Annotated in this window: 19 protein-coding genes; 8 read left to right on the forward strand and 11 right to left on the reverse strand. The window is 66.4% G+C overall.

Annotated features, from left to right (window positions below; translation table 11 throughout):
- Positions 1-147 precede the first annotated feature (147 nt).
- The 4 genes from RO07_RS06845 to cobU all read right to left on the reverse strand — a co-directional run bounded on the left by RO07_RS06845 (position 148) and on the right by cobU (position 3,173).
- Positions 148-348, reverse strand: coding sequence for a hypothetical protein (locus tag RO07_RS06845; protein WP_039409221.1), 201 nt, complete (start codon positions 346-348; stop codon positions 148-150).
- A 234-nt stretch (positions 349-582) separates the two neighbouring features.
- Positions 583-1,629 (reverse strand): threonine-phosphate decarboxylase CobD, encoded by a 1,047-nt coding sequence (gene cobD / locus RO07_RS06850; protein ID WP_052267078.1) that lies wholly within the window; start codon positions 1,627-1,629, stop codon positions 583-585.
- Positions 1,630-1,634: 5 nt separating this feature from the next.
- Entirely contained in the window at positions 1,635-2,615 is a 981-nt protein-coding gene (cbiB, locus tag RO07_RS06855) for an adenosylcobinamide-phosphate synthase CbiB (RefSeq protein WP_039409223.1), read from the reverse strand.
- A 6-nt stretch (positions 2,616-2,621) separates the two neighbouring features.
- On the reverse strand, positions 2,622-3,173 hold the full coding sequence (cobU, locus tag RO07_RS06860; protein WP_039409225.1) for a bifunctional adenosylcobinamide kinase/adenosylcobinamide-phosphate guanylyltransferase: 552 nt from the start codon (positions 3,171-3,173) through the stop codon (positions 2,622-2,624).
- Between the two features lie 40 nt (positions 3,174-3,213).
- Between cobU and RO07_RS06865 the strand changes: the two genes are divergently transcribed.
- A complete protein-coding gene (locus tag RO07_RS06865) occupies positions 3,214-4,728 on the forward strand; it encodes a cobyric acid synthase (protein WP_039409227.1) in 1,515 nt (504 codons plus the stop codon).
- A gap of 92 nt (positions 4,729-4,820) precedes the next feature.
- Positions 4,821-5,444: a ParA family protein gene (locus RO07_RS06870; RefSeq protein ID WP_039409229.1), complete on the forward strand. Its 624-nt coding sequence runs from the start codon at positions 4,821-4,823 to the stop codon at positions 5,442-5,444.
- A 159-nt stretch (positions 5,445-5,603) separates the two neighbouring features.
- Here the strand turns inward: RO07_RS06870 and panD are convergent, their stop codons facing one another.
- From panD to RO07_RS06890, 4 genes are all read right to left on the reverse strand, one after another.
- Positions 5,604-6,023 (reverse strand): aspartate 1-decarboxylase, encoded by a 420-nt coding sequence (gene panD, locus RO07_RS06875; protein WP_039409231.1) that lies wholly within the window; start codon positions 6,021-6,023, stop codon positions 5,604-5,606.
- A gap of 135 nt (positions 6,024-6,158) precedes the next feature.
- Entirely contained in the window at positions 6,159-6,995 is an 837-nt protein-coding gene (panC, locus tag RO07_RS06880) for a pantoate--beta-alanine ligase (protein WP_039409235.1), read from the reverse strand.
- Between the two features lie 216 nt (positions 6,996-7,211).
- Positions 7,212-8,039 (reverse strand): segregation and condensation protein A, encoded by an 828-nt coding sequence (locus RO07_RS06885; RefSeq protein ID WP_052267539.1) that lies wholly within the window; start codon positions 8,037-8,039, stop codon positions 7,212-7,214.
- 387 nt (positions 8,040-8,426) lie between these two features.
- Positions 8,427-8,609 carry a DUF3460 family protein gene (locus RO07_RS06890; RefSeq protein WP_039409238.1) on the reverse strand — a complete coding sequence of 61 codons (183 nt, stop codon included), beginning with the start codon at positions 8,607-8,609 and terminating at the stop codon, positions 8,427-8,429.
- A 377-nt stretch (positions 8,610-8,986) separates the two neighbouring features.
- Between RO07_RS06890 and RO07_RS06895 the strand changes: the two genes are divergently transcribed.
- The 3 genes from RO07_RS06895 (at position 8,987) to bamE (ending at position 15,629) form a co-directional block, all read left to right on the forward strand.
- Positions 8,987-10,720: an autotransporter assembly complex protein TamA gene (locus RO07_RS06895; RefSeq protein ID WP_052267540.1), complete on the forward strand. Its 1,734-nt coding sequence runs from the start codon at positions 8,987-8,989 to the stop codon at positions 10,718-10,720.
- On the forward strand, positions 10,720-14,988 hold the full coding sequence (locus RO07_RS06900; RefSeq protein ID WP_052267079.1) for a translocation/assembly module TamB domain-containing protein: 4,269 nt from the start codon (positions 10,720-10,722) through the stop codon (positions 14,986-14,988). The genes RO07_RS06895 and RO07_RS06900 overlap by 1 nt, the downstream gene beginning before the upstream one ends.
- A gap of 104 nt (positions 14,989-15,092) precedes the next feature.
- Positions 15,093-15,629, forward strand: a complete 537-nt coding sequence (bamE, locus tag RO07_RS06905) for an outer membrane protein assembly factor BamE domain-containing protein (RefSeq protein WP_039409241.1) — start codon at positions 15,093-15,095, stop codon at positions 15,627-15,629.
- Between the two features lie 15 nt (positions 15,630-15,644).
- Here the strand turns inward: bamE and RO07_RS06910 are convergent, their stop codons facing one another.
- A complete protein-coding gene (locus tag RO07_RS06910) occupies positions 15,645-15,914 on the reverse strand; it encodes a DUF6356 family protein (RefSeq protein WP_052267080.1) in 270 nt (89 codons plus the stop codon).
- Positions 15,915-16,030: 116 nt separating this feature from the next.
- Between RO07_RS06910 and RO07_RS06915 the strand changes: the two genes are divergently transcribed.
- The gene (locus tag RO07_RS06915; RefSeq protein WP_039409243.1) at positions 16,031-16,492 is read left to right on the forward strand and encodes an Lrp/AsnC family transcriptional regulator; all 462 of its coding nucleotides are present in this window, start codon (positions 16,031-16,033) and stop codon (positions 16,490-16,492) included.
- An 82-nt stretch (positions 16,493-16,574) separates the two neighbouring features.
- Positions 16,575-17,303, forward strand: a complete 729-nt coding sequence (locus tag RO07_RS06920; RefSeq protein WP_039409245.1) for a class I SAM-dependent methyltransferase — start codon at positions 16,575-16,577, stop codon at positions 17,301-17,303.
- A 175-nt stretch (positions 17,304-17,478) separates the two neighbouring features.
- Here RO07_RS06920 and metG read toward each other — a convergent pair whose 3' ends face one another.
- Together metG and RO07_RS06930 are read right to left on the reverse strand one after the other, a co-directional pair.
- A complete protein-coding gene (gene metG / locus RO07_RS06925) occupies positions 17,479-19,587 on the reverse strand; it encodes a methionine--tRNA ligase (RefSeq protein ID WP_052267081.1) in 2,109 nt (702 codons plus the stop codon).
- Between the two features lie 394 nt (positions 19,588-19,981).
- Positions 19,982-20,641, reverse strand: a complete 660-nt coding sequence (locus RO07_RS06930) for a YiaD family glycine zipper/OmpA-like lipoprotein (protein WP_039409249.1) — start codon at positions 20,639-20,641, stop codon at positions 19,982-19,984.
- A gap of 275 nt (positions 20,642-20,916) precedes the next feature.
- On the opposite strand from RO07_RS06930, the gene apbC reads away from it, so the two are divergent.
- The gene (gene apbC / locus RO07_RS06935; protein ID WP_039409251.1) at positions 20,917-21,999 is read left to right on the forward strand and encodes an iron-sulfur cluster carrier protein ApbC; all 1,083 of its coding nucleotides are present in this window, start codon (positions 20,917-20,919) and stop codon (positions 21,997-21,999) included.
- Positions 22,000-22,071: the final 72 nt, after the last annotated feature.

Below are 22,071 nucleotides of genomic sequence, written 5' to 3' on the forward strand. Positions count from 1 at the left end.
CCGTCGAGTTCAGGGGGCGCTGCCGCATTCAGGTCCGGCGGCCGTCGAGTGCCTCAAAGCTCATGCGGCAGGGCGATACCGGGATCCGAGGCACACCGCATCACGGACCGGAGTCCGCGGCAATGTCCGACTTGCCGGTCGGTTGTGCTAGTTGGACGCCGGTGCCGGGGCGGCTGGCGTCGTCGCGCCCGCGTCGGAGGCCGGAGCGCTCATGGCGCCGCCGGCTGCCGGGGCCGACGCCGACGTATCGGCGGCCGGCGCGGCCGATTGATCTTCCTTCTTCGAGCAACCCACCGTCACGACGGCAGCGGTCAGAAGCGTAGCAAGCATCAGAGGCAGATTTTTCATTGGGATCGTCCTTTTATGTGGGAAAAGCCTTGCGAAGAACCTTCAGTCTAACGGTGCGCTTCAGTGATGACTGTGTGCAGTTGTTGCAAAAATGCTTCAATTTGTAACGAAAATGGCCTAAAACGCCCGTCTTCTAATACCGCGTAAGCATCCAGCAACGACATGCCGTCGTCCGGAAACGACAGCATGCCGAACTGATTGGATGGATCTCGCCGGTGCCGGTTCCCAGGCGCGCTACGCTGCTCGGCAGGCCGCCAGCGCGGCCGTCAATCGTTGCCAGCCGGCGTCGTCCGCCGGCAAGCCGAGCCGCAGACTGGCCAGTGCGTGTGTTTCGCCGTTCGATTGCGTGATCGGACGGACTTCGAAAAGACGCGTCCAGACGCCTTGACCGGCCAGCGCTTCGTGCCATGCTGGCGCCGCGGCATGCGGTGTCCATGCGAAAAGCGGCGTGCCCTCGGCGGGCCAACCGGCCGTTCGCAGCAGCGTCAGCAACCGTTCTCCGTCGCGAAACAATCGTTCTCTTGCACGCGCCTGCCACGCCGTGTCGAGCAATGCGGTTCGGACTGCGAATCGTGCGGGGCCGCTGACCGTCCAGGCGCCGAGGCACGCACTCAGCCGCTCGGCCATTTCGGTCCGGCACAACGCGAAACCCGCGCGAATCCCCGCCAGACCAAAGAACTTCCCGACGGAGCGCAGCACGAACAGCCCTGGCTCGCCGACGTGCGGCGTCATCGACGCGTGTGGCGAGACATCCGCAAACGCCTCGTCGACGATCAGTAGTCCATCACGATCGGCCAGCGTGGCTCGCCATTGGGACAAGGTGTCGCGCGGGACGCACCGTGTCGTCGGATTGTCCGGATTGACCCAGACGAGATAATCGACGTCCGGCAGCCCCGCTTCAGGGCCTTGCCATGGGACCACCGTGTGGCCTGCGCGAGCGAAGGCCGGTGCGTATTCGCTGTAGGTGAGCGAGGCGATGGCGACGCGCCCCGGCCGCAGCAGCGTGGGCAGGGCACGGATGACGGCCTGCGAGCCTGCGCAGGGTACGACCGTGCTCGCCGGCACGCCGTAATAGCAGGCGGCGACGTCGATGAGATCGTCCAAGGCGTCGGGCAGATCGCGCCAGACGTTGGCGGGCGGCATCGGCACGGGGTAGCCGTTCGGATTGATGCCGGTGGACAGGTCGAGCCAGTCCTCGCGCGGGCGGCCGTAGCGAAGGACGGCCTCGCCGAGATTGCCGCCGTGACGGGGGGCTGGCGCCGGGGGAGAGCTCACAGCCATTCCGGTCACATCACGCCAGTGGGCAGGGTGTCGACCTGCGAGGCCGCGAACAACGCGAGCGCGCCGGAGACGATGAGCCACATCCACATCGAACGCGAAATGAGGCGCCACGCCGCCTTGATGTGCTGCGCGGACGGCGCCATGCCGCAGCCGAGTTCCGGGCGCGTTTCCCATTCGCCCTGATAGCGCGCCGGGCCGCCCAACTGCACGCCGAGACTACCGGCGCCCGCGGCCATCACCGGTCCCGCGTTCGGGCTGGACCAGGCCTTGGCCTGCGTGCGCCAGCAAACGATGGCACGCGACATGTCGCCGAAGATCGCGTAGCTCGCGGCCGTCAGACGTGCCGGAATCCAGTTGAGCAAATCGTCGATCCGGGCAGCCGGCCGGCCGAAGTACAGAAACTTGTCGGTGCGATAGCCCCACATGGCGTCGAGCGTATTGGCGAGACGGAACAGGACGACACCCGGTGCGCCCGCGATGGCGAACCAGAAGAGGGCGCCGAAGATCGCATCGTTGCCGTTCTCGAGCGTCGATTCGACGGCCGCGCGGGCGATGTCCGAGGCGCTTGCGTCCTCGGTGTCGCGCGAGACGATGCGCGCGGTGAGCGCGCGCGCTTGCGGCAGATCGCCTTCACTCAAGGCTCGGGCGATGGGCATCACATGCTCGCGCAAGCTGCGCGCGCCGAGCGCCGCGTACAGGGCGAGCGCCTGCCAGAGAATCCCGCTCCAGCCGGGTAGCCACGTCAGCGCCCAGGCGAGGAGCACGGGCACTACCAGCATGATCGACCACGCCCACGTGCCGCGCACCATCGCGCTGAACGGCTTGTCTCGCGTTTCCTCGGTGTTCAGCCACGCTTGCACGCCGCTGGCGATACGGCCGAAGCCGACGAGCGGATGCCATCGGCGCGGTTCGCCGAGCCAGGCGTCCAGCAGCACGCCGATCAGCGCAGCGAGCCAGAGCGATTCGGGGGCGAGTCCGGTGAGCATCGGCGATTATCCTTTGACGGCCATCGGCAGGCCGGCGACGACGAAGCGCACTTGCGGCGCGAGCGCGGCAACGCGCTGGTTCAGGCGTCCGAGCTCGTCGACGTAGCGGCGCGTGAGCGATCCCAGCGGGACCACGCCCAGGCCGATCTCATTGCTCACGACGACGATCCTGCCTGGCAGCGTGGCGAGCGTTTGCGCGAGCGATGCAACGACCTCCTGCCATTGCGCATCGTCGGCGGGCCCTTCAGGGTGATCGTCCGGCGGACAGAGCCAGCCGGCGAGCCACAGCGGCAGACAGTCGACGAGCACGCAATGGCCGTCGCGGGCGACAGCGCGCAATGCGCCGGCGAGATCGCGGCCGACTTCCACGCTCGCCCAATGCGCCGGACGCTGTGCGCGATGATGGGCGATGCGCGCGCGCATCTCGGGCTCGTCGCTCACGGCGGCCGTGGCGAGGTAGGTGACGGGCAGGCCGCTTTGCTCAGCGAGACGTTCGGCGAACGCGCTCTTGCCCGAGCGTGCGCCACCCAGCACGAAAGTCAGGTCGGGGACACTCATGGGCGATATTGTACGAGCGCCCGATGCGATAATCCGCGCCATGAGTGAAATCCCTGTCAATTTCGCAGCGCCTCCGCAGGTGCGTCGCGGCACCCTGATGATCCAGGGAACGTCGTCGGACGCGGGCAAGAGCACGCTCGTCGCCGGTCTGTGCCGGCTACTCCATCGCGACGGCGTTCGCGTGGCGCCGTTCAAGCCACAGAACATGGCGCTCAACAGCGCCGTGACGGCCGACGGTGGCGAGATCGGCCGTGCGCAGGCGTTGCAGGCGCAGGCGGCCGGGGTCGCTCCGCACACCGACTTCAATCCCGTGCTGCTCAAGCCGAGCAGCGATCGCGGCGCGCAGGTCATCATCGGCGGCAAGGTCGTGGCCGATCTCGACGCGCGCGCCTATCACGAGTACAAACCCCGGGCGATGGCCGCCGTGCTCGCCGCGTACGAGCGTCTGCGCGCCGGCTACGATGCGGTGCTCGTCGAAGGGGCGGGCAGTCCGGCCGAGGTGAACCTGCGTGCGCGCGATATCGCGAACATGGGCTTCGCCGAAGCGGTCGACGCGCCCGTGCTGCTCGTCGCCGACATCGATCGCGGCGGCGTGTTTGCACAGTTGATCGGCACGCTCGCGTGTCTGTCGGAGAGCGAGCGCGAGCGCATCGAGGGCTTCGTCATCAACCGCTTTCGCGGCGATCCGTCGCTGCTCACGAGCGGACTCGAATGGCTCGAAGCGCGCACGGGCATTCCCGTGCTCGGCGTGTTGCCGTATCTGCACGGCTTGCATCTCGATGGCGAAGACATGCTGCCCGGCGAGCGTCATGCGGCGGCCAGTGACGAGGCGCGCCTGCGTGTGGCCGTACCCGCCTTGCCGCGCATCAGCAATCACACCGACTTCGATGCCTTGCGCGCCCACCCGCAGGTCGACTTCCGCTACGTCGCGGCGGGCGAAGCGTGGCCGGCGGCCGATCTCGTCATCCTGCCCGGCAGCAAGCACGTGCGCGCCGATCTCGCGTGGTTGCGCGCGCAGGGCTGGGCGCCGGCCATCGCACGACACCTGCGCTACGGCGGCAAGGTGCTGGGAATTTGCGGCGGTTTGCAGATGCTCGGCGAAGCGATTCACGACCCGCTCGGACTGGAGGGCGAGGCCGGCACGACAGCCGGGCTGGGATGGCTCGACGTCGAAACGACCATGCAGGCGCAGAAGCAACTGCGCGTGGTGAGCGGGCAACTCGCCGTGGGCGATGACGCGCGGCCGTTGGCCCCGGTCAAGGGCTACGAGATCCATATGGGCGTGACGCAGGGGGCGGCGCTGGCCCGGCCGGCCGTGTGGCTGGACGACGGGGGCACCGACGGCGCGCGCTCGGCCGACGATCAGGTGATGGGCACGTATCTGCACGGCCTGTTCGACACGCCACAGGCGCTGCAGGCGCTTCTTGCGTGGGCCGGCGCCAGTGACATCGCGATGCAGGACTACGACGCGCTGCGTGAGGCATCGCTCGACCGGCTGGCGGATTCGATGGCCGGACATCTCGATCTGGCGCGTGTGTGGGCCTGTCTGCGCTGATTGACCGCCGCGCCGCCCGTCCTGGCGCCGCCAAGGCAGGGGGCATCCGGCCGTTGTAAGATTGACGGCAAATCGACCTCGGGGAGTCCGTAATGCCGGTGATCGTGGTGGCGAATCCAAAGGGCGGCGTGGGCAAGAGCACGCTGGCGACGAATCTGGCCGGGTATCTGGCGGCACAAGGCCATGCCGTGATGCTCGGCGACACGGACCGTCAGCAGTCTTCCCGGGCGTGGCTCGGCCTGCGGCCCGCCGGTTTGCGGCCGATTGCCGCGTGGGAAGTCGATCACAACGAAGTCGCCCGTCCACCCAAGGGCACCACGCACGCCGTGCTCGATACGCCGGCGGGGCTCCACGGCAAGCGGCTCGACACGATTCTCCGGCTTGCCGATCACGTGCTGGTGCCGCTGCAGCCTTCGATCTTCGATATCCTCGCCACGCGCGACTTCCTGCAGAAGCTGGGCGAGGAGAAGGCCGTGCGGCAGGGCGACGTGCGCATCGGCGTGGTCGGCATGCGCGTGGACGCGCGCACCCGGGCGGCCGATCAACTCGCGCGCTATTGCGACGAAGCGGGGCTGCCGGTGCTGGGTATGCTGCGCAACACGCAGAACTACGTGCAACTCGCTGCGCATGGCCTCACGCTGTGGGATGTCGCTCCCGGACGCGTGGAGCGCGATCTGCCGCAGTGGGACGGCATTACGGCGTTCGTGGCGAAGTGAGCACGCCGCGCGCGTAGCGCCGGCTTTCGGCAGACAAGCAGCAGAGAAGCGACAGGCACGCGACAAGCCCTCGACAAACGCCAAAAAGGGGCCCGTGGGCCCCCTTCGTTACGGCAAGCGCAAAGTGACGCGACGTCGTGCCACGTCCCGCATCGAGGATTACTTCGCGGCGGCCGCCTCGAACGCGCGGGTCTCTTCCCACGCCTGGAGCGGCACGTGATCGCGCTCGCCCTTCTGCACGTTCTTCTCGTCGACGAACACCAGCTTCGGCTTGAAGCCTGCCAGCACTTCCTTCTCCTCGACCTGCGCGTACGACACGATGATCACGATGTCGCCCAGTTGCGCGCGGCGTGCGGCGGCGCCATTGAGCGAGATCATGCCGCTGCCGCGTTCGCCGCGAATGGCATAGGTGGTGAAACGTTCGCCGTTGTTGACGTTGAAGATGTCGATTTGCTCATTTTCGACAAGGCCCGAGGCTTCGAGCAGGTTCTCGTCGATCGCGCACGAGCCTTCGTAATGCAATTCGCAATGCGTTACGGTGGCGCGATGGATCTTCGACTTGAGCATGGTGCGGTACATGGCGTGCCTCTTGTGTTGCGATGTCGCGCATGCGGCGCGACGAGAGATGCGCACGTGATCGACAGGGTCGATACGCACGCGGCTTGCGCCGGGAGCGCGGCGCCGGTCGTCCGACCGGCGGTGCGCCCCCCGCGCTCAGATTTCGAGATTGTCGATCAGGCGCGTGGTGCCGAGCCTGGCGGCCGCGAGCACCACCAGACTTTCGGCCGGCGCCGCGCCCGGTGCGGGCACGCGCAGGTTCGCACGTTGACGGATCGACACGTAGTCGGGCTTCCAGCCACGCTCGACGAGCGTCTTCATGGCGGCCGCTTCCAAGGCTGTGTAATCGGTCTTGCCGCCATTCACGTCGTCGCAGACCTGGTTCAGCAGACGATAGAGCTGCGGCGCTTCGGCGCGCTCCGCGTCCGACAGATAGCGGTTGCGTGAGGACAGTGCCAGACCGTCGTCGGCACGCACCGTCTCGGCGGCGATGATCTCGATGGGCAGCGCGAACTGACGGCACATGCTGCGCACGATCATCAACTGCTGGTAGTCCTTCTTGCCGAACACCGCCACACGCGGCTGCACGCAGGAAAAGAGCTTGGTGACGACCGTGCACACCCCTTTGAAGAACCCCGGTCGGAATTCGCCTTCCAGAATGTCGCCCAGATCGTGCGGCGGCTCGACGCGATACTCCTGCGGCTCGGGATACATCTCCTTCTCGTCCGGCGCGAACAGTACGTAGACGTTCTCGCGCGTGAGCTTCTCGATGTCGTCCTGCATGGTGCGCGGGTACTTGTCGAAGTCCTCGTTCGGCCCGAATTGCAGGCGGTTCACGAAGATGCTGGCAACGACCGGATCGCCGTGCTGGCGCGCCAGCCGCATGAGCGACAGATGCCCTTCATGCAGATTGCCCATCGTGGGCACGAAGGCGACGCGATTCTGTCCGCGCAGTTGGTCGCGCAGTTCGGGAATCGAGGGGATGATTTTCATTGAGGTTCCGTGCGTGGCGTACGTGTATTGCGTACGGGAGTGGTATGCGCCTTGCTGGGCAAGGGGCGGGGCCGCCAAAACGTCCGGGGGATTGTAGAGGAAATCGCAACGGGCGTGCGCAAAACCGCGCTGGCGGGGCGGGCTCCGGAATTCGGGTTGGTCGCCGCCGAATTGAGCTCCGCGCTCGGGGGCGCCGTTCGGCGCTCAGTTTGGCGCCTAGTTTGGCGAGTAGGTCAGGCGGACATAGATCGGCGCAAACGGCTCGGCTTGCGTGATTTCCAGCAGCGATTCGCGCGAGAGTTCGAGCATGGCGATGAAGTTCACCACCACGACCGGCACGCCGCGCGTGACGTCGAAGAGTTCGGTGAACTCCATGAAGCGCGCGCCCTGCAGCCGTCGCAGAATCTGGCTCATGTGCTCGCGCACCGACAGTTCTTCGCGTGAGATCTTGTGATGCTGCACCAGTTTGGCCCGGCGCAGCACTTCGGCCCACGCCGCGCGCAGGTCCTCGGCGTCGACGTCGGGAAAGCGCGGCTGGAGGCTCTGTTCGATGTACACCTGCGAGCGCAGGAAGTCGCGCCCGAGTACCGGCAGCGTGTCGAGCTTCTGCGCGGCGAGCTTCATCTGCTCGTATTCCAGCAGACGGCGTACGAGTTCGGCGCGCGGATCCTCGGCTTCTTCGCCCGTGTCGGCCTTCTTGACCGGCAGCAGCATGCGCGACTTGATCTCGATGAGCATGGCTGCCATCAGCAGATATTCGGAGGCAAGCTCGAGGTTGGTTCTGCGGATCTGGTCGACATAGAGCAGGTACTGTTTCGTGACCTGCGCCATCGGGATGTCGAGCACGTTGAAGTTCTGCTTGCGGATCAGATACAACAACAAGTCGAGCGGGCCTTCGAACGCTTCGAGGAAAATCTCGAGCGCGTCCGGCGGGATATAGAGATCGTTGGGCAGCGCGAAGAGCGGCTCGCCATACAGGCGCGCCCGTGCCACGCCGTCGACCGTGTCGGGCGTGGAGTCCTGACCGTCCTGCGGTGTGGGCAATTCCGTCGTGCCGCCGTCGCTTGCCGGCGGGGCGTGACGCACGCGCGCCGCACCGGGGGCGGCGGCGGCCGACGGGCCATGCGCGGCATCGCCCGTGCTGCCTTCGTCGGGGGTGCCGCCGTCGCTTGCCTTGCCGCTTGTCTCGCCGCTTGCGTCACCGCTTACGTCGCCACCGCTTGCGTCGCCACTTACCCCGCCGTCTTGACTGGCGTAGGCCGCGTCTTCGGAGGGGGGCGCGCCGCGCCCGAAGTCTGCCGCATCGGCAGTCCCGTCATCCGGCAACGCATCGACGTGCGGCGGCACCGGCTCGATCTCGGGGATCGGCTCGGGCAGGTGCGACGGATCGTCGGGCGTCGTGGGATTCAATGCGTGCCTGCGGCGGAGGCGTTATTCGCTCTGGTAGACGTACGGCTGCTGGGCCACACGCGACTGCTGGGCGCGGCGGCGCTCTTCCATATCGATCGGCTGCTTGTCCCACAGCAGGGCACGGCCCTGGCGCTGTTCCGCTTCCAGCGTCGGCTTTTCCGCCTTCAGTTGCTTGATGAATTGGGTGATGTCGGACTCGTACATGATCGGTTTGCGTAAAAAATAGGCAAATGCGGCAAAAACGAAAGCGGCGCCACGGTAATGGCGCCAAGCGATGCCGATTTTACCGCAAACACGTGCCGAATCCCCGTTTTGACAGTTTTGGGACGCAATGGTCAACCAGCCCGTACGGTTATGGTCAAATACGCTTCATATACGCGTCGCACGTTCCATCGTTGTGCCATGCTTGCACCGACCGTGCGATTGGGCATCATTGAGCGCACGCCGGACCACCGGCGGCGATACTTAAGACTCCAAGGAAGGTTTTGACCGCCTCGCAGATCAACCCCGGATACGACACCGGCCGTCGCTTTCGTGGGCGTGCTCGTGCGCGCTCCGCGCGCGTCCGGCCGGCCGCATGGATAGCGCGGGTCGTCCTGGCTGCCCTGGTAAGCAGCCTTTCGATCCCCGGCCTGGCGCATGCCGACTATCGCGTTCGCGTCGACGCCCCGAACGGCCTCGCCAAGCTCCTCAAGTCCAATCTCGACCTCGTGCGCTACGCCGATCGCGACGACATTGGCGACGCCCAGTTCGAGCACCTCATCGCCACTGTTGGCGAGCAGGTGCAGGAACTGACTTCGACCGAGGGCTATTTTTCACCGGTCACGCATGTGGACGTGGCGACCGCCAACGGCAAGCGCGACGTGCACGTCACCGTCGAGTCCGGCCCCCGCACCCATATCAAGGACGTCGATCTGAAGTTCATCGGTCCGGTCGCCGAGAGCGATCCGCAGCGCGTCGAGCAGTTGCGCAACGCCTGGGGACTGCCCGTCGAAGCACCGTTTCGTCAGGCCGACTGGGACAAGGCAAAGAACGATACGCTGTTCCAACTCGGACAAAAGCGCTATCACGCGGCGAAGATGACCTTCTCGCGCGCGGTGGTCGATGCCGATCACGAAGCCGCGTCGCTGGCCGCCACCTACGACAGCGGGCCGCCGTTCACGCTGGGACCGCTTGTCATCACCGGCACGCGCCGCTATCCGGCGCAGATCATCCGCAACGTCAATCCGCTGTCCGAGGGCGAGGCTTTCGACGCGGATCGGTTGCAGGAACTGCAGCGCCAGATCCAGGCCACGCCGTATTTTTCGAACGTGATCATCTCGGTGACGGAAGACCCCTCGAAAGCCGAGAATGCACCGGTGGAAGTGAAGGTGCGCGAATTTCCCGAGCATCGCGTGCAAAGCGGTGTGGGGTACACGACCGACACCGGCGCGAGCGTGAACGGGCGCTATTCCTACTACAACCTGTTCGGCCGCGCGTGGACCTTCGATACGCAGGCGCGTCTGGAGCAATACCGGCAGGGCGGCTATGCGGAGATCGCCATGCCGCCCGATACGAACGCCTATACCAACAGCCTGCGCGGCTCGTTCGATCGCACTTACCTGAACGGTCTCGACCAGCGCTCGCTGCAGATCGGCATCAAGCGTGCACGCTCACGCGAGCGCTACGACTGGGCCTACACGCTCGACTTCTACCGCACCGACGAGCGGCCTGACGGCGGCGCGCGCTTCCTCAACAAGGCGCTCGTGCCGGCGTTCTCGTGGAACCGCCGCGACGTGGACGACCTGATCTTTCCGCGCAAGGGCAACATCATCAACACGCAGATCGGCTTCGCGGCCAAGCCTGTACTCACCGATCAGAGCTTCGTGCGCCTCTACGGCCGTATCCGCCAGTATTTTCCGGTTGCCGAACGCGATCTCGTGCTCGCGCGGCTGGAACTCGGCGCGGTGCTCACCAACGGCAACAGCAACCGGATTCCGTCGTCGCTGCTGTTCTTCGCGGGCGGCACGTCGTCGATTCGCGGCTACACGTACCAGAGCATCGGGCGGCAGCAGAACGGCACCACGTTCCCGACGAAGTACCTTGCCACGGCGAGTCTCGAATATCAGCGCTGGGTCACGCGCGACTGGGGCGGCGCGGTGTTCTGGGACGTGGGGACGGCCACGGACGACTATCGTCACCCCACGCCGCTGTATCACGGCGTCGGCGTCGGCCTGCGCTGGCGAAGCCCCGTCGGGCCGGTGAACGTGGACCTCGGCTACGGCTTGCACGACCGGCGCTTCCGCCCGGCCATCTCGCTGGGGGTGGCGTTCTGATGACGACGATGCCGCTCCATTCCACCACGCCTGACCGCCTCACGGAGGGCGCATCCGCCGCGCACACCGGGGGCGCCGGCGATGCGCGCGAGCCTGTCCTGACGCCACCGGGTTCGGCGGGTCCCTCGCCGGGACATTCGAAGCCGCCGCCAGGGCATGGGGACGCGACACCCCCGCCACCGCCTCCACCGAAGCGCCGCCGATGGGGCCGTGCGCTGGTGGCGGCGTTGCTGACCGTGCTGCTCGTCGTCGTACTGGCGCTCGGCGCGCTGCTCTGGGCGATGTCCAGCGAGCGCGGCAGCCGCTGGCTCTGGCAGACGGCCGTGGCGACGCTCGGCGGCAAGCTCGCCGGTGACTGGCGCGGCGGCAGCTTGGCCCATGGCTTCACCGTGAACGACGTGCGCTATGTGGATGGCGCCACGCGCATCACGGCGAGCCGCCTGGAGAGTCGCTGGCAATTGCGGCTGCGCCCGTTGCATTTCACCGTCGACAAGCTGCACGCGGGTGATGTCGAGCTCGCGTTCGCGCCTTCTCCGCCGCCCGCCGCGCCGATGACGTTGCCGACGAGCCTGCGTCTGCCCCTTGGCCTCACCCTGGGCGACGTTCGCGTCGCGAAGCTTACACTGCATTCCCCCGCGCTGGTGCTCGACGATATTCGCCTTGCGGCCCGTAGCGACGGCATGCAACACACGATTGAGGTCGAGCATCTCGGCACGCCATACGGTGATGCGCAGGCCAATCTGCAACTGAACGGCCGGCGTCCGTTCGTGCTCGGCGGCAACGTCGGTTTGCAGGCGAAGGCGGGCGAGATTCCCGTTGCGCTGCAGGCCAAACTGTCGGGCTCGCTCGACGCGTTGGTGGTCGACCTGAGCGCGAGTGGCGAAAAGCTGGCAGGAACGGCGCACATTGCTGCGTCCCCCTTTGGCGCGGTGCCGCTCTCTCGCGCGCAGATTGCGCTCGACCATCTCAATCCGCGCGACTTCGCCGCCGGCGCGCCCCAGGCCGATCTCGCCGTGCAGGCGGACTTGCGGCCGTCCCCCGGTGCGAAGGAATTCCGCGTGATGGGGCCCGTGTCGGTGACCAACGCGAAGCCGGGCGCGATCGACGAGGGGTGGCTGCCGGTGGAGAGCTTGCGTACCGAGGTGTTGCTCGATGCGACGCGTCAGGCGTTGACCGGCATCGAACTGAAGCTGGCCGGTCGTGCGCTCCTGACCGGCAGCGGTGAGTTGCGCCGCGAGAAGGCGACGGTGACAGGCGTTGCACCGCAAGCGCCCGCAGGCGGTACGGCGAAGGCAAGTGCAGCTACCGCTGCAAGCGCGGTGGCTGCCGCGCCGACGCAAGGCGAGGCCGCCCCGGTTCCGGAAGCGATGGTCGGCGGCTTCGCCTTCACGATGCGCGACCTCGATCTGCGCGCGCTGTACGGCAAGTTGCCGGCAACGAAGCTCGGCGGTCCGCTGGATGTGAAACTCGACGCGGCCGGCCAGCGCATCGCGCTCGACTGGCGCGACGCCGCCCGTCGCATCGCCGCCGACGTGGCGCTCGACGCCAAGGGCACCACCGTCCATGCGCTGTCGCTCGATGCGGGCAACGGCAAGGTCTCGGCCACGGGCGTGCTGGAGAACGGGGACATCGGCGCCTACCGGGCGCAGGTCAAGCTGTCGCGGTTCGATCCGGCGGCCTGGTACGACCTGTACGGCACGGCCAAGCGCGGGCGGAAAAATCCGGTGGCCAGCGTCACCGGACAATTCGACGCGCAGGGCACGCTGCGGCCCGAGCTGGCCTTGACGCTGAAGTTCGCGCTACAGGACAGCGTCTACGCCGATCTGCCGATGAGCGGTGCGGGCACGGTGAAGGTAGCGGGCACACGTCTGTTGCCCAGCGACGCGAATCTGCTCGTCGCGGGCAACAAGGTCGCGCTGCGCGGCAGCTTCGGTGCGCCGGGCGACAGGATGGCGGTCAACGTCGACGCCCCCGCGCTCGACAGGCTCGGCTTCGGCCTTGCGGGGCGCATGCACGTCGACGGACAGGTTTCGGGGACGATGGCGCGCCCCGTCGTGGTCGCGACGCTTGCCGCCGACAAGCTGGCGCTCGGCGAGCACAGGCTCGAACATCTCGCAGGCAAGATCGACGTAAGCGGTGTGCTGCCGGGCGCGCCGAGCGACCGCCTGAACGTCACGCTCGACGCCCAGGGGCTGCGCAGCGGCGTCACGCGCCTGGACCGCCTCTCGCTGGCGCTGGCAGGCACGCGCGGCGCGCATACGCTGCATCTCAAGACGGCGGGCAAGTTGCGCGAAGCGCCGATCGATCTGAGCCTCGACGCCGCCGGCGCCGTGACGAACACGGCGGGCAAACCGGGCTGGCGCGGCACGATCCAGACGCTCGAGAACCAGGGCGTGCCGAAAATCCACCTCGCCGCACCGTGGCGCATCGAGGCGAGCGCCGCCAGCGTGCATCTCGGCGCGGCGAAGCTCGTCACCGGCGCCGGCGCACTGTCGCTGACGAATCTCGATTACGGCAGCGGTCAACTGAAGACCGCCGGCACGCTCGACACGCTGGACATCGCGCAAGTGTTGCGGGTCATGCAGTCGTTCACCGGCGAGACGCCTGCCGTGGCGAGCGATCTCGTGCTCGACGGCAAGTGGGATGTCCGCACCGGCCAGCGCGCCGACGGCTTCGTGGAAATCGTGCGGCGCACTGGCGACGTGACGCTGCGCCGGGGGGGCGTGAACGATCATGTGAATGTGACCGTGACGGGCATTCCTGAATTGAGCGCGGAGAAGGGCGGGGTGAGCGCACGGGTGCCGTTGGGCATTTCCGACTTGCGGGCGCGCGTCGATCTGTCGGGCCAATCAGCTCGCGCGACCGTCAAGGCGGTGTCGTCGTTGGTCGGCACGCTCGACGCCGACGTCCAGACCGGCTTGCGCGTGGCCAACGGCATTCCGGAACTGCACGACGACGCGCCGCTCGCCGGACGCGTGGCCGTCGCCATCCCGAATATCTCGAAGTTCGAGAGTCTGGCAGGCGCGCAATTTGCCTTCAAGGGTCGGGCCAACCTGCAACTGACGCTCGCGGGCACGGTGGGCAAGCCGCGCCCGACGGGCGAGTTGAGCGCCGACGATCTGGCCGTGCAGATGTTCGACACGGGCGTGAGCGTGAAGGACGGCCGTGTGCGCATCGCTCTCACGCCGACCGAGATCGTGCTGCGCGACGTGGTCGTGACCGGCGGCGGTGGCGGCACGGCGCGCGCGACCGGCAACGTGCGGCTCGACACGCCCGAACCGACGCTCGGCGTCACGGTCGCCGCCGACAGGCTGCAACTGTTCGCGGCGCCGGATCGGCAGCTCTCGCTCACCGGCGAGGCGAAGGCCTCGGGCAGCGGCGATGCGATGGCGGTCACTGGCAAGTTCACCGTGGATCGGGCCCGCTTCGCGTTGCCGCCGACCACGGCGCCCAAGCTCGGCGACGACGTCGTGGTCGTGCGTGGCGGCGCGCAGGCGCGCACCAAGCCGCTCGATCCGAAAGAGGAAGCCGCGCGCATCAGCGAGAAGCCGACGAGTCGGTTCTCGCCGCACATCAACGTCGAGGTCAACCTCGGCCGCGACTTCCGCTTCATCGGCGCAGGGGCCGATCTGCTGCTGCGCGGTAGCATGCGCGTGCAGAGCGATCCGCTCACGCCGATGCGGGCGACCGGTACCATCACCGTCGCGGAGGGCACGTACGAGGCGTTTGACCGCAAGCTCGCCATCGAGCGTGGGCAGATCAACTTCGTCGGCCCGCTCGATAATCCGGACATCTACATCCAGGCCATGCGGCGCAATCAGGAAGTCGCCGCTGGGGTGCTGGTCACGGGGACGGTGCGGCAGCCGCGCGTGTCGCTCGTCTCCGAGCCGAACGTGTCGGACGAAGAGAAGCTGTCGTGGCTGCTGTTCGGTCATGGCCCGGACGGTGCGGGCCTTGGTCAGCGTCAGGCGATGGCGGGCGCGGCCACGGCGCTGTTGGGGGCGGCGGGCGGCAAGCGCATCATCAAGGACCTGGGCATCGACGAATTCAGCATCGGCACCAGCGACTCGGGCCTCTCGGACGACGAGCAGGTGGTGAAGGTCGGCAAGGCGATTTCGGACAACTTCGCGCTCGGCTACGAGCAGAGCCTGACGAGCGCGGCGAGTATCGTGAAGATTACCTGGCAGGTCTCGCGTCGCTGGCAGCTCGTGCTGCGCACCGGTTCGCTGTCGGGCTTCGACGTGCTGTTCAATCGTCGCTTCGATTGAGGCGGCGCGGGCCTGAGAGCAAGGAGGGAGTATCGATGAGAACGCCGCTTCGTTCCGTTCATCCGGCGCCATACGCGCGCCGTGGCCTTCGTTGGGGAGTCGCCATGGGATTGTTTGCGAGTCTGTTGGGACTGTTCGGCTGCGATCAGGAGCAGATCGACAAGGTGCGCGAGAAGGCGCGCGACACGTTCAATGCCGTCAAGCCGGACGACATGCTGTTGCGCGACCTGAAGCCCGGGGTGAGCACCGAGGCGCAGGTGCGCGACCAGATGGGCAAGCCCGAAATCGTATGGGAGAACAACGACGGCTCGCGTCGTCTCGAGTATCCGCGCGCGCCGGGCGGCTTGCGAACGTACATGGTGGACATCGCACCGGACGGCAAGCTGCGTGCCGTGACGCAGGCGCTCACCGCGGAGAACTTCGAGCAGGTGCGGCCGGGCATGACGCAGGACGACGTGCGGCGCTTGCTCGGCAAGCCGACGAGCGTTGCGGAGTACCGTCTGAAGAAGGAGACGGTGTGGAGTTGGCGTTGGCTCGAGGACGGCGTGAATACGCCCGGCCTGTTCAACGCGCATTTCGGGCCGGACGGCCGCGTGAGCGTGACCTCGCGCTCGCCAGACCCGTCGTCGGAACGTCCCTGAGTCGCCTGAATTGCGTTATCGCGAGCGGGCGGCGTCTGCCGTGCCTGCGCCACTTGCCGCACCCGCCGTGCCGGTCGACGCGTGACGGTGGCGATTCGCCACCATGCGTTCGTGCAGACGCGTGATGATGCGGCTGCCCGTCTTCTCGAACGCAAACGGCAGCAGCGCGTGCACGAGGCAGGCCAGGCAGGCGCCCAGCAGCGGCAGGGCGAACGAGAGTGCCGAACCCATGTGCTGGAGATAGTTTTCGCCGACAGAGGCTGGATGCTGGGTGAAAATTTTCATATCGACCTCTATTTTTGGAATGTTTCTGAAGTTTACCTTCGTAAGGAAGGTAAAGGCTTTCAAAAATATCGCCGAATCGGGTAGGATTTGGAAAAATTTTCCTCGGAGAGGCTGTTGTGGACAAAACCGATCTCGCGATTCTGGAAAACCTGCAAGAAGATGCCTCGCGGTCGTTGGGTGAGCTGGCCGAGGCCGTGCACCTGTCGCCCACGCCGTGTTGGCGGCGCGTGCAGCGCCTGCGCGAGAGCGGTGTGATCACCGGGCAGGTGACGCTGTGCGATCCGCAGCAACTCGACCTGCGCGTTACCGCGTTCGTCTTCATCAAGGCGGCGACGCACAGCGAGGACTGGATGCTGCGCTTCGTGGAGGGCGCGCGCGAGTTGCCCGAGATCGTCGAAATTCACCGCATGGCCGGCGAGATCGACTACCTGCTCAAGGTCTACCTGCCCGACATCGCGGCCTACGATCGCTTCTACAAGAAGCTCATCCGCGTGGCCGACCTGCAGGACATCAGCGCGAGCTTTTCGATGGAGACGGTCAAGTTCACCACGGCGCTGCCCGTGGAGCATCTGCGTTAAGCGTTGTCGCCGGGGGCGTCGCCACCTTCGTCGATAGGCGTCGGGAGCGTGGCGCGGCGCCACATTATTTGGGACGCGTTTCATGGCTCAGAACATCTACGACAACCCGGACTTCTTCGCCGGCTACAGCCAACTGCCCCGCCAGGTCCATGGTCTGGACGGTGCACCGGAATGGCCCGCCATCCGCGCGATGCTGCCGGACGTGCGCGACAAGCGCGTCGTCGATCTCGGCTGCGGATTCGGCTGGGCGTCGCGCTGGTTGCGCGAGCAGGGCGCGAGCGCCGTACTCGGCATCGATCTCTCGCAAAACATGATCGATCGTGCGAAGGCCGCCACGCACGACGACGCCATCGAGTACCGCATCGCGGATATCGAGACGCTTGAACTCCCGCCGGCGTCGTTCGATCTGGCATACAGCGCGTTGACGTTCCACTACGTGCGCGATTTTTCGCGCCTGGTGCGCACGATTCACAACGCCCTGGCGCCGGGCGCCGACTTTGTCTTCACGATCGAGCATCCCGTGTACATGGCGGCGGCGCATCCGCACTGGATCGCCGACGAGGACGGCCGCAAGACGTGGCCGGTCAACGGGTACGCCGTGGAAGGGGAGCGTCGCACCGACTGGTTCGCGAAGGGCGTGCTGAAGTACCACCGTACGCTTGCCACGACGCTCAATGCCCTGACCGACGCGGGTTTTGGTCTGCGCAGAATCGAGGAATTCGCTCCGACGCCTGAGCAGGTCCGGCAGACGCCCGCGCTTGCGGAGGAACTGGAGCGTCCGATGATACTGATGGTGTCGGCCTCGCGCTAAGCCCATTCACGCGCCCGCTGACACATGTGGACGCCCGTCGGCGCTTATCGCACGAATCCATTGCACAAAGCAAACACCCCGGCGGCGGAAGGGATCCGTCGTCCGGGGTGTCCGGTGGGCGACGCGCAGGTGCCGGCGGCCGACACCGCGTGGCCCGCGCGTATGCGCGAGTGCCTTACTTCACACGCATACCAGGCTTCGCGCCGTTGTGCGGCTCGAGGATGTAGATGCCGGGCTCGGCCTTCTCGTCGGCGGCCGAGGCGGCGAGCACCATGCCTTCGGACAGGCCGAACTTCATCTTGCGCGGCGCGAGGTTGGCTACCATCACCGTGAGCTTGCCCACGAGCGCCTCCGGCTGCGGATACGCCGACTTGATGCCGGAGAAGACGTTGCGCGTTTGCGCTTCGCCCACGTCGAGCGTCAGTTGCAGAAGCTTGTCGGAGCCTTCCACCGCCTTGCAATCGACGATGCGCGCAATGCGCAGATCGATCTTCGCGAAGTCGTCGATGGTGATGAAGCCGTCGCCCTCGGCCGTCTTTTCCGCCTTTGCGGTTTCCTTCGTCCCCTTCGCTGCCTTGCCCTTGTCCGCCGCGTCGGCTGCCGCCGTCGGGGCGGCCGCTTGCAGCGAGTCGCGGTTGGCGGCGAGCAACGCCTCGACCTGCTTGCCCTCGACGCGCGTCATCAGGTGCTTGTACGCGGTGATCGCGGTGTCGGCGGTGAGCGGGCGCTCCACGTCCTGCCACGTTTGCGGGGCGATGCTCAGGAAGCGCTCCACCGCCTCGGCGGTCACCGGCAGGACCGGCTTGAGATACAGCGTGAGCAGGCGGAAGGCCTCCAGACACACCGAGCATGCCTCGTGCAGCGCGGCCGCCTGCGCCGGATCCTTGGCCAGATCCCACGGCTTGACCGTGTCGACGTAGCCGTTGACCGCATCGGCCTGTTCCATCACGAGACGCAGCGCCTTGCCGAATTCGCGTGCCTCGTAGTGCGCGGCGATCTGCGCGGCCACACCGCGCAGCTGCGTCAGCAGCTCATGCTGCATGGCGTGCGCCGACACGCGACCGTCGAAACGCTTGATCAGGAAGCCCGCCGCGCGGCTCGCGATGTTGACGTACTTGCCGACCAGATCGCTGTTCACGCGTGCAATGAAGTCATCGAGGTTCAGGTCGATGTCTTCCATCGTGTTGCCGAGCTTCGCGCCGATGTAGTAGCGCAGCCATTCCGGGTTCAGGCCGGTGTCGATGAAGCTCTGCGCCGTGATGAACGTGCCGCGCGACTTCGACATCTTCTGGCCGTCCACGGTGAGGAAGCCGTGGGCGTACACGTTGGTCGGCGTGCGATGGCCCGAGAATTCGAGCATCGCGGGCCAGAACAGCGTGTGGAAGTACAGGATGTCCTTGCCGATGAAGTGGTACTGCTCGGTGCTCGAACCCGGTTTCACCCACTCCTCGAAGTTCAGCCCGCGCTTCGCGCACAGGTTCCTGAAGCTCGCGTAGTACCCGACCGGGGCGTCCAGCCAGACGTAGAAGTACTTGCCGGGGGCGCCGGGAATCTCGAAGCCGAAGTAGGGCGCATCGCGCGAGATGTCCCAGTCGGCCAGCGTCGACTCGCCGTCTTCGCCGAGCCATTCCTTCATCTTGTTGGCCGCTTCGGGCTGCGCGAGGCCAGCCACCCACTTGCGCAGGAACTGCTCGCAACGTTTGTCCGAGAGCTTGAAGAAGTAGTGCGTGGACGTCTTGCGCACCGGCGTGGCGCCCGAGACGACCGAGTACGGGTTGATCAGGTCGGTCGGCGCGTAGGTCGAACCGCACACCTCGCATGAGTCGCCGTACTGGTCCTTCGCGCCGCACTTCGGGCACTCGCCCTTGATGAAGCGGTCCGGCAGGAACATTTCCTTGACCGGGTCATACGCCTGTTCGATATCGCGCGCCTCGATGAGGCCCTGTTCCTTGAGCGCGAGATAGACGCTTTCGGACAATTCGCGGTTTTCTTCGGAATCGGTCGAATAGTAGTTGTCGAACGAGATGCCGAAGCTGTCGAAGTCGCGCTTGTGTTCCTTCCAGACACGCTCGATCAACTGCTTGGGCGTGAGCCCTTCCTTTTCGGCGCGCAGCATGACGGGCGTGCCATGCGTGTCGTCCGCGCCGACGTAGTACACCTCATGCCCCTGCATTCGCATGTGCCGCACCCAGATGTCGGTCTGGATGTACTCGACCAGGTGACCGATGTGAATCTGGCCATTGGCGTACGGCAGGGCGGAGGTGACGAGAATGCGGCGGGACATGGGGATCGAGTCTGCTGTTGAAGAAACCGGGAAAGGTCGATTCTAGCAGGCAGGCGGCGTGGTCGCCCAAATGGTGCGTCGGAAGCGCCGAGGTGATCGCGGGGGCGCCGGCACACATCGTGCGGCCAAAAAAAAGCCGGAACGAGAGGTTCCGGCAGAACTAGGCACACGTAACGTCAATAACAAAGAGGAGATGGAAGCGCCCACGGTAGGCACTTCCGAAGGGTCTGAGCGATGTCATGCCGGATTAGTTCAACGGATCGGCCGACTTTCGATGCTGCATTGCAACATGCGGGCCGGCTGTCAGTGGCCGAAAAGCAACATGCCCGGCGAACCGGGCATGTGCGTGAGGCAGGAGAAGATGTCTTCGACGATGTGATGCGCCGAAAGACGATCAGCCGCGCGGCATCGGCTGATTCGGCGCGTGCAGCAGGATTTCCACGCGGCGGTTCTGCGCGCGGCCCTCGGGGGTGGCGTCCGAGGCGACCGGCTGGCTCGACGCCACGCCGGTGGCGCTCAGACGGTTGGCGGCGACGCCGCGGCTGACCAGATACTCGGCGACGTTGGACGCACGTCTTTGCGACAGCGGTATGTTGATGCGATCGCCGCCCGTGCTGTCGGTATGGCCCACGATGTTGGCCGTGATGCCGGGGTTCTGGTTGAGCGACGTGGCAACGTCGTCGAGCACGGCGCGGAAGTTCGGCTTGATGACCGCGCGCCCCGTGTCGAAGGTGACGTCGCTCGGCACGGCGACCTTGAGCGAGCCGTCGGGCTGTTCGGAGATCGTGGTGCCGGTGCCGGCGGTGTGGCCGCCGAGCATGTTCTTGATGGATTGCCAGTTGTAACCGGTCGCACCGCCCGCGGCAGCGCCCACGGCGGCGCCGATCAGCGTGCCGGCGGTGTCGCCCCCGATGAGGTTGCCAAGACCCGCCCCGACCGCGGCGCCGACACCGGTGCCCACAGCCGTGTTGGTGCCCTGCGGCGTCTGGCAGCCGGCCAGCAGCGCGGCGGCGGCCAGGACAAGTGCGGAAGCGTGCAGAGTGTTCTTGTTCATTTGAGGCTCCTTATCGATTAGCCAAGCAGTGATGAAACACGCGCGAGCACGTCGTCGAAGCACGCGCAGACCGCAGGGGTTTTAAACCGGCAGCTGCGCCGTCTCTTACAATAGCGCCGAGTGTCAACCGCAGGCAAGGACAGTTTGCCGCGACGGCTGGTCCCCATAATGCGCGCGCCTCGCATGCTAATCGAGAGCGCGCGCCATGATTGTTACAAGTTGTTAGCGCCGTGCCGGGCATGTTCCGGCGCGCCTGGACGGAGCGAGATAGCCACATGGAAGTTGCCCAGATCAATGAAGTACTGCGTAGCATCGTCGACCCCGATACGGGGCTCGATCTGATCGCCGGAAAATATGTGAAGCAGGTCGCGGCGGAGCACGGCCACGTCGGTATCCAGATCGAATTCGGCTATCCGGCCAGGAGCCAGTTCGACGCCATGCGCGCGCGCATCACCGACGCCGTCGGCAAGCTGCCCGGCGTCGAGCGCGTGGCCGTCGAAATCGGTCAGAAGATCGTCTCGCACGCCGTGCAGCGCGGTGTGAAGCTGCTGCCCAACGTGAAGAACATCGTCGCGGTGGCCTCGGGCAAGGGCGGCGTGGGCAAGAGCACCACGGCCGTGAACCTCGCGCTCGCGCTCGCGGCCGAAGGCGCCAACGTCGGCATTCTTGATGCCGACATCTACGGCCCCTCGCTGCCCACGCTGCTGGGCATTCACGGCAAGCCGGAATCGAAGGACGGCAAGACGCTCGAGCCGATGATCGGCCATGGCCTGCAGGCGAGCTCCATCGGATTCCTGATCGAACCGGACAACCCGATGGTCTGGCGCGGCCCGATGGTCACCCAGGCGCTCGAACAATTGCTCAATCAGACGAACTGGAAGGATCTCGACTACCTCATCGTCGACATGCCGCCGGGCACGGGCGACATCCAGCTCACGCTTGCGCAGAAGGTGCCGGTCACGGGTGCGGTCATCGTGACTACGCCGCAGGACCTGGCGCTGCTCGACGCGCGCAAGGGGCTCAAGATGTTCGAGAAGGTCGGCGTGCCGATTCTGGGTCTCATCGAGAACATGAGCGTGCATATCTGCTCGAACTGCGGCCACGAGGAGCCGATCTTCGGCGTGGGCGGCGGCGAGCGCATGAGCCACGACTTCGACGTCGATCTGCTCGGCAAGCTGCCGCTGGAGATGAGCATCCGCGTGCATGCCGACGCGGGCATGCCGAGCGTGGTCGGCGACCCGGACGGCCCCGTGGCGGCCCGCTACAAGGCCATTGCGCGCAAGGTAGCGGTGAAGATCGCGGCCAGGCAGAAGGACATGACGAGCAAGTTCCCGTCGATCGTCGTCCAGAACACGTAACCGGCACGGCCGCCGGGCTTCGGGCGCGTGCGGGGCGCCCGCAAAGCCCCGCACGGGGCGGTCGGACCGAAA

Source organism: Pandoraea pulmonicola, assembly GCF_000815105.2.
In the GTDB taxonomy this organism is placed as follows: Bacteria; Pseudomonadota; Gammaproteobacteria; order Burkholderiales; family Burkholderiaceae; genus Pandoraea; species Pandoraea pulmonicola.

Bases quoted from the DNA above. Each gene is read 5' to 3' on its own strand.
- RO07_RS06845 (WP_039409221.1), bottom strand. From the start codon at position 348: ATGAAAAATCTGCCTCTGATGCTTGCTACGCTTCTGACCGCTGCCGTC.
- cobD (WP_052267078.1), bottom strand. From the start codon at position 1,629: ATGGCTGTGAGCTCTCCCCCGGCGCCAGCCCCCCGTCACGGCGGCAAT.
- cbiB (WP_039409223.1), bottom strand. From the start codon at position 2,615: ATGCTCACCGGACTCGCCCCCGAATCGCTCTGGCTCGCTGCGCTGATC.
- cobU (WP_039409225.1), bottom strand. From the start codon at position 3,173: ATGAGTGTCCCCGACCTGACTTTCGTGCTGGGTGGCGCACGCTCGGGC.
- RO07_RS06865 (WP_039409227.1), top strand. From the start codon at position 3,214: ATGAGTGAAATCCCTGTCAATTTCGCAGCGCCTCCGCAGGTGCGTCGC.
- RO07_RS06870 (WP_039409229.1), top strand. From the start codon at position 4,821: ATGCCGGTGATCGTGGTGGCGAATCCAAAGGGCGGCGTGGGCAAGAGC.
- panD (WP_039409231.1), bottom strand. From the start codon at position 6,023: ATGTACCGCACCATGCTCAAGTCGAAGATCCATCGCGCCACCGTAACG.
- panC (WP_039409235.1), bottom strand. From the start codon at position 6,995: ATGAAAATCATCCCCTCGATTCCCGAACTGCGCGACCAACTGCGCGGA.
- RO07_RS06890 (WP_039409238.1), bottom strand. From the start codon at position 8,609: ATGTACGAGTCCGACATCACCCAATTCATCAAGCAACTGAAGGCGGAA.
- RO07_RS06900 (WP_052267079.1), top strand. From the start codon at position 10,720: ATGACGACGATGCCGCTCCATTCCACCACGCCTGACCGCCTCACGGAG.
- bamE (WP_039409241.1), top strand. From the start codon at position 15,093: ATGGGATTGTTTGCGAGTCTGTTGGGACTGTTCGGCTGCGATCAGGAG.
- RO07_RS06910 (WP_052267080.1), bottom strand. From the start codon at position 15,914: ATGAAAATTTTCACCCAGCATCCAGCCTCTGTCGGCGAAAACTATCTC.
- RO07_RS06920 (WP_039409245.1), top strand. From the start codon at position 16,575: ATGGCTCAGAACATCTACGACAACCCGGACTTCTTCGCCGGCTACAGC.
- metG (WP_052267081.1), bottom strand. From the start codon at position 19,587: ATGTCCCGCCGCATTCTCGTCACCTCCGCCCTGCCGTACGCCAATGGC.
- RO07_RS06930 (WP_039409249.1), bottom strand. From the start codon at position 20,641: ATGAACAAGAACACTCTGCACGCTTCCGCACTTGTCCTGGCCGCCGCC.
- apbC (WP_039409251.1), top strand. From the start codon at position 20,917: ATGGAAGTTGCCCAGATCAATGAAGTACTGCGTAGCATCGTCGACCCC.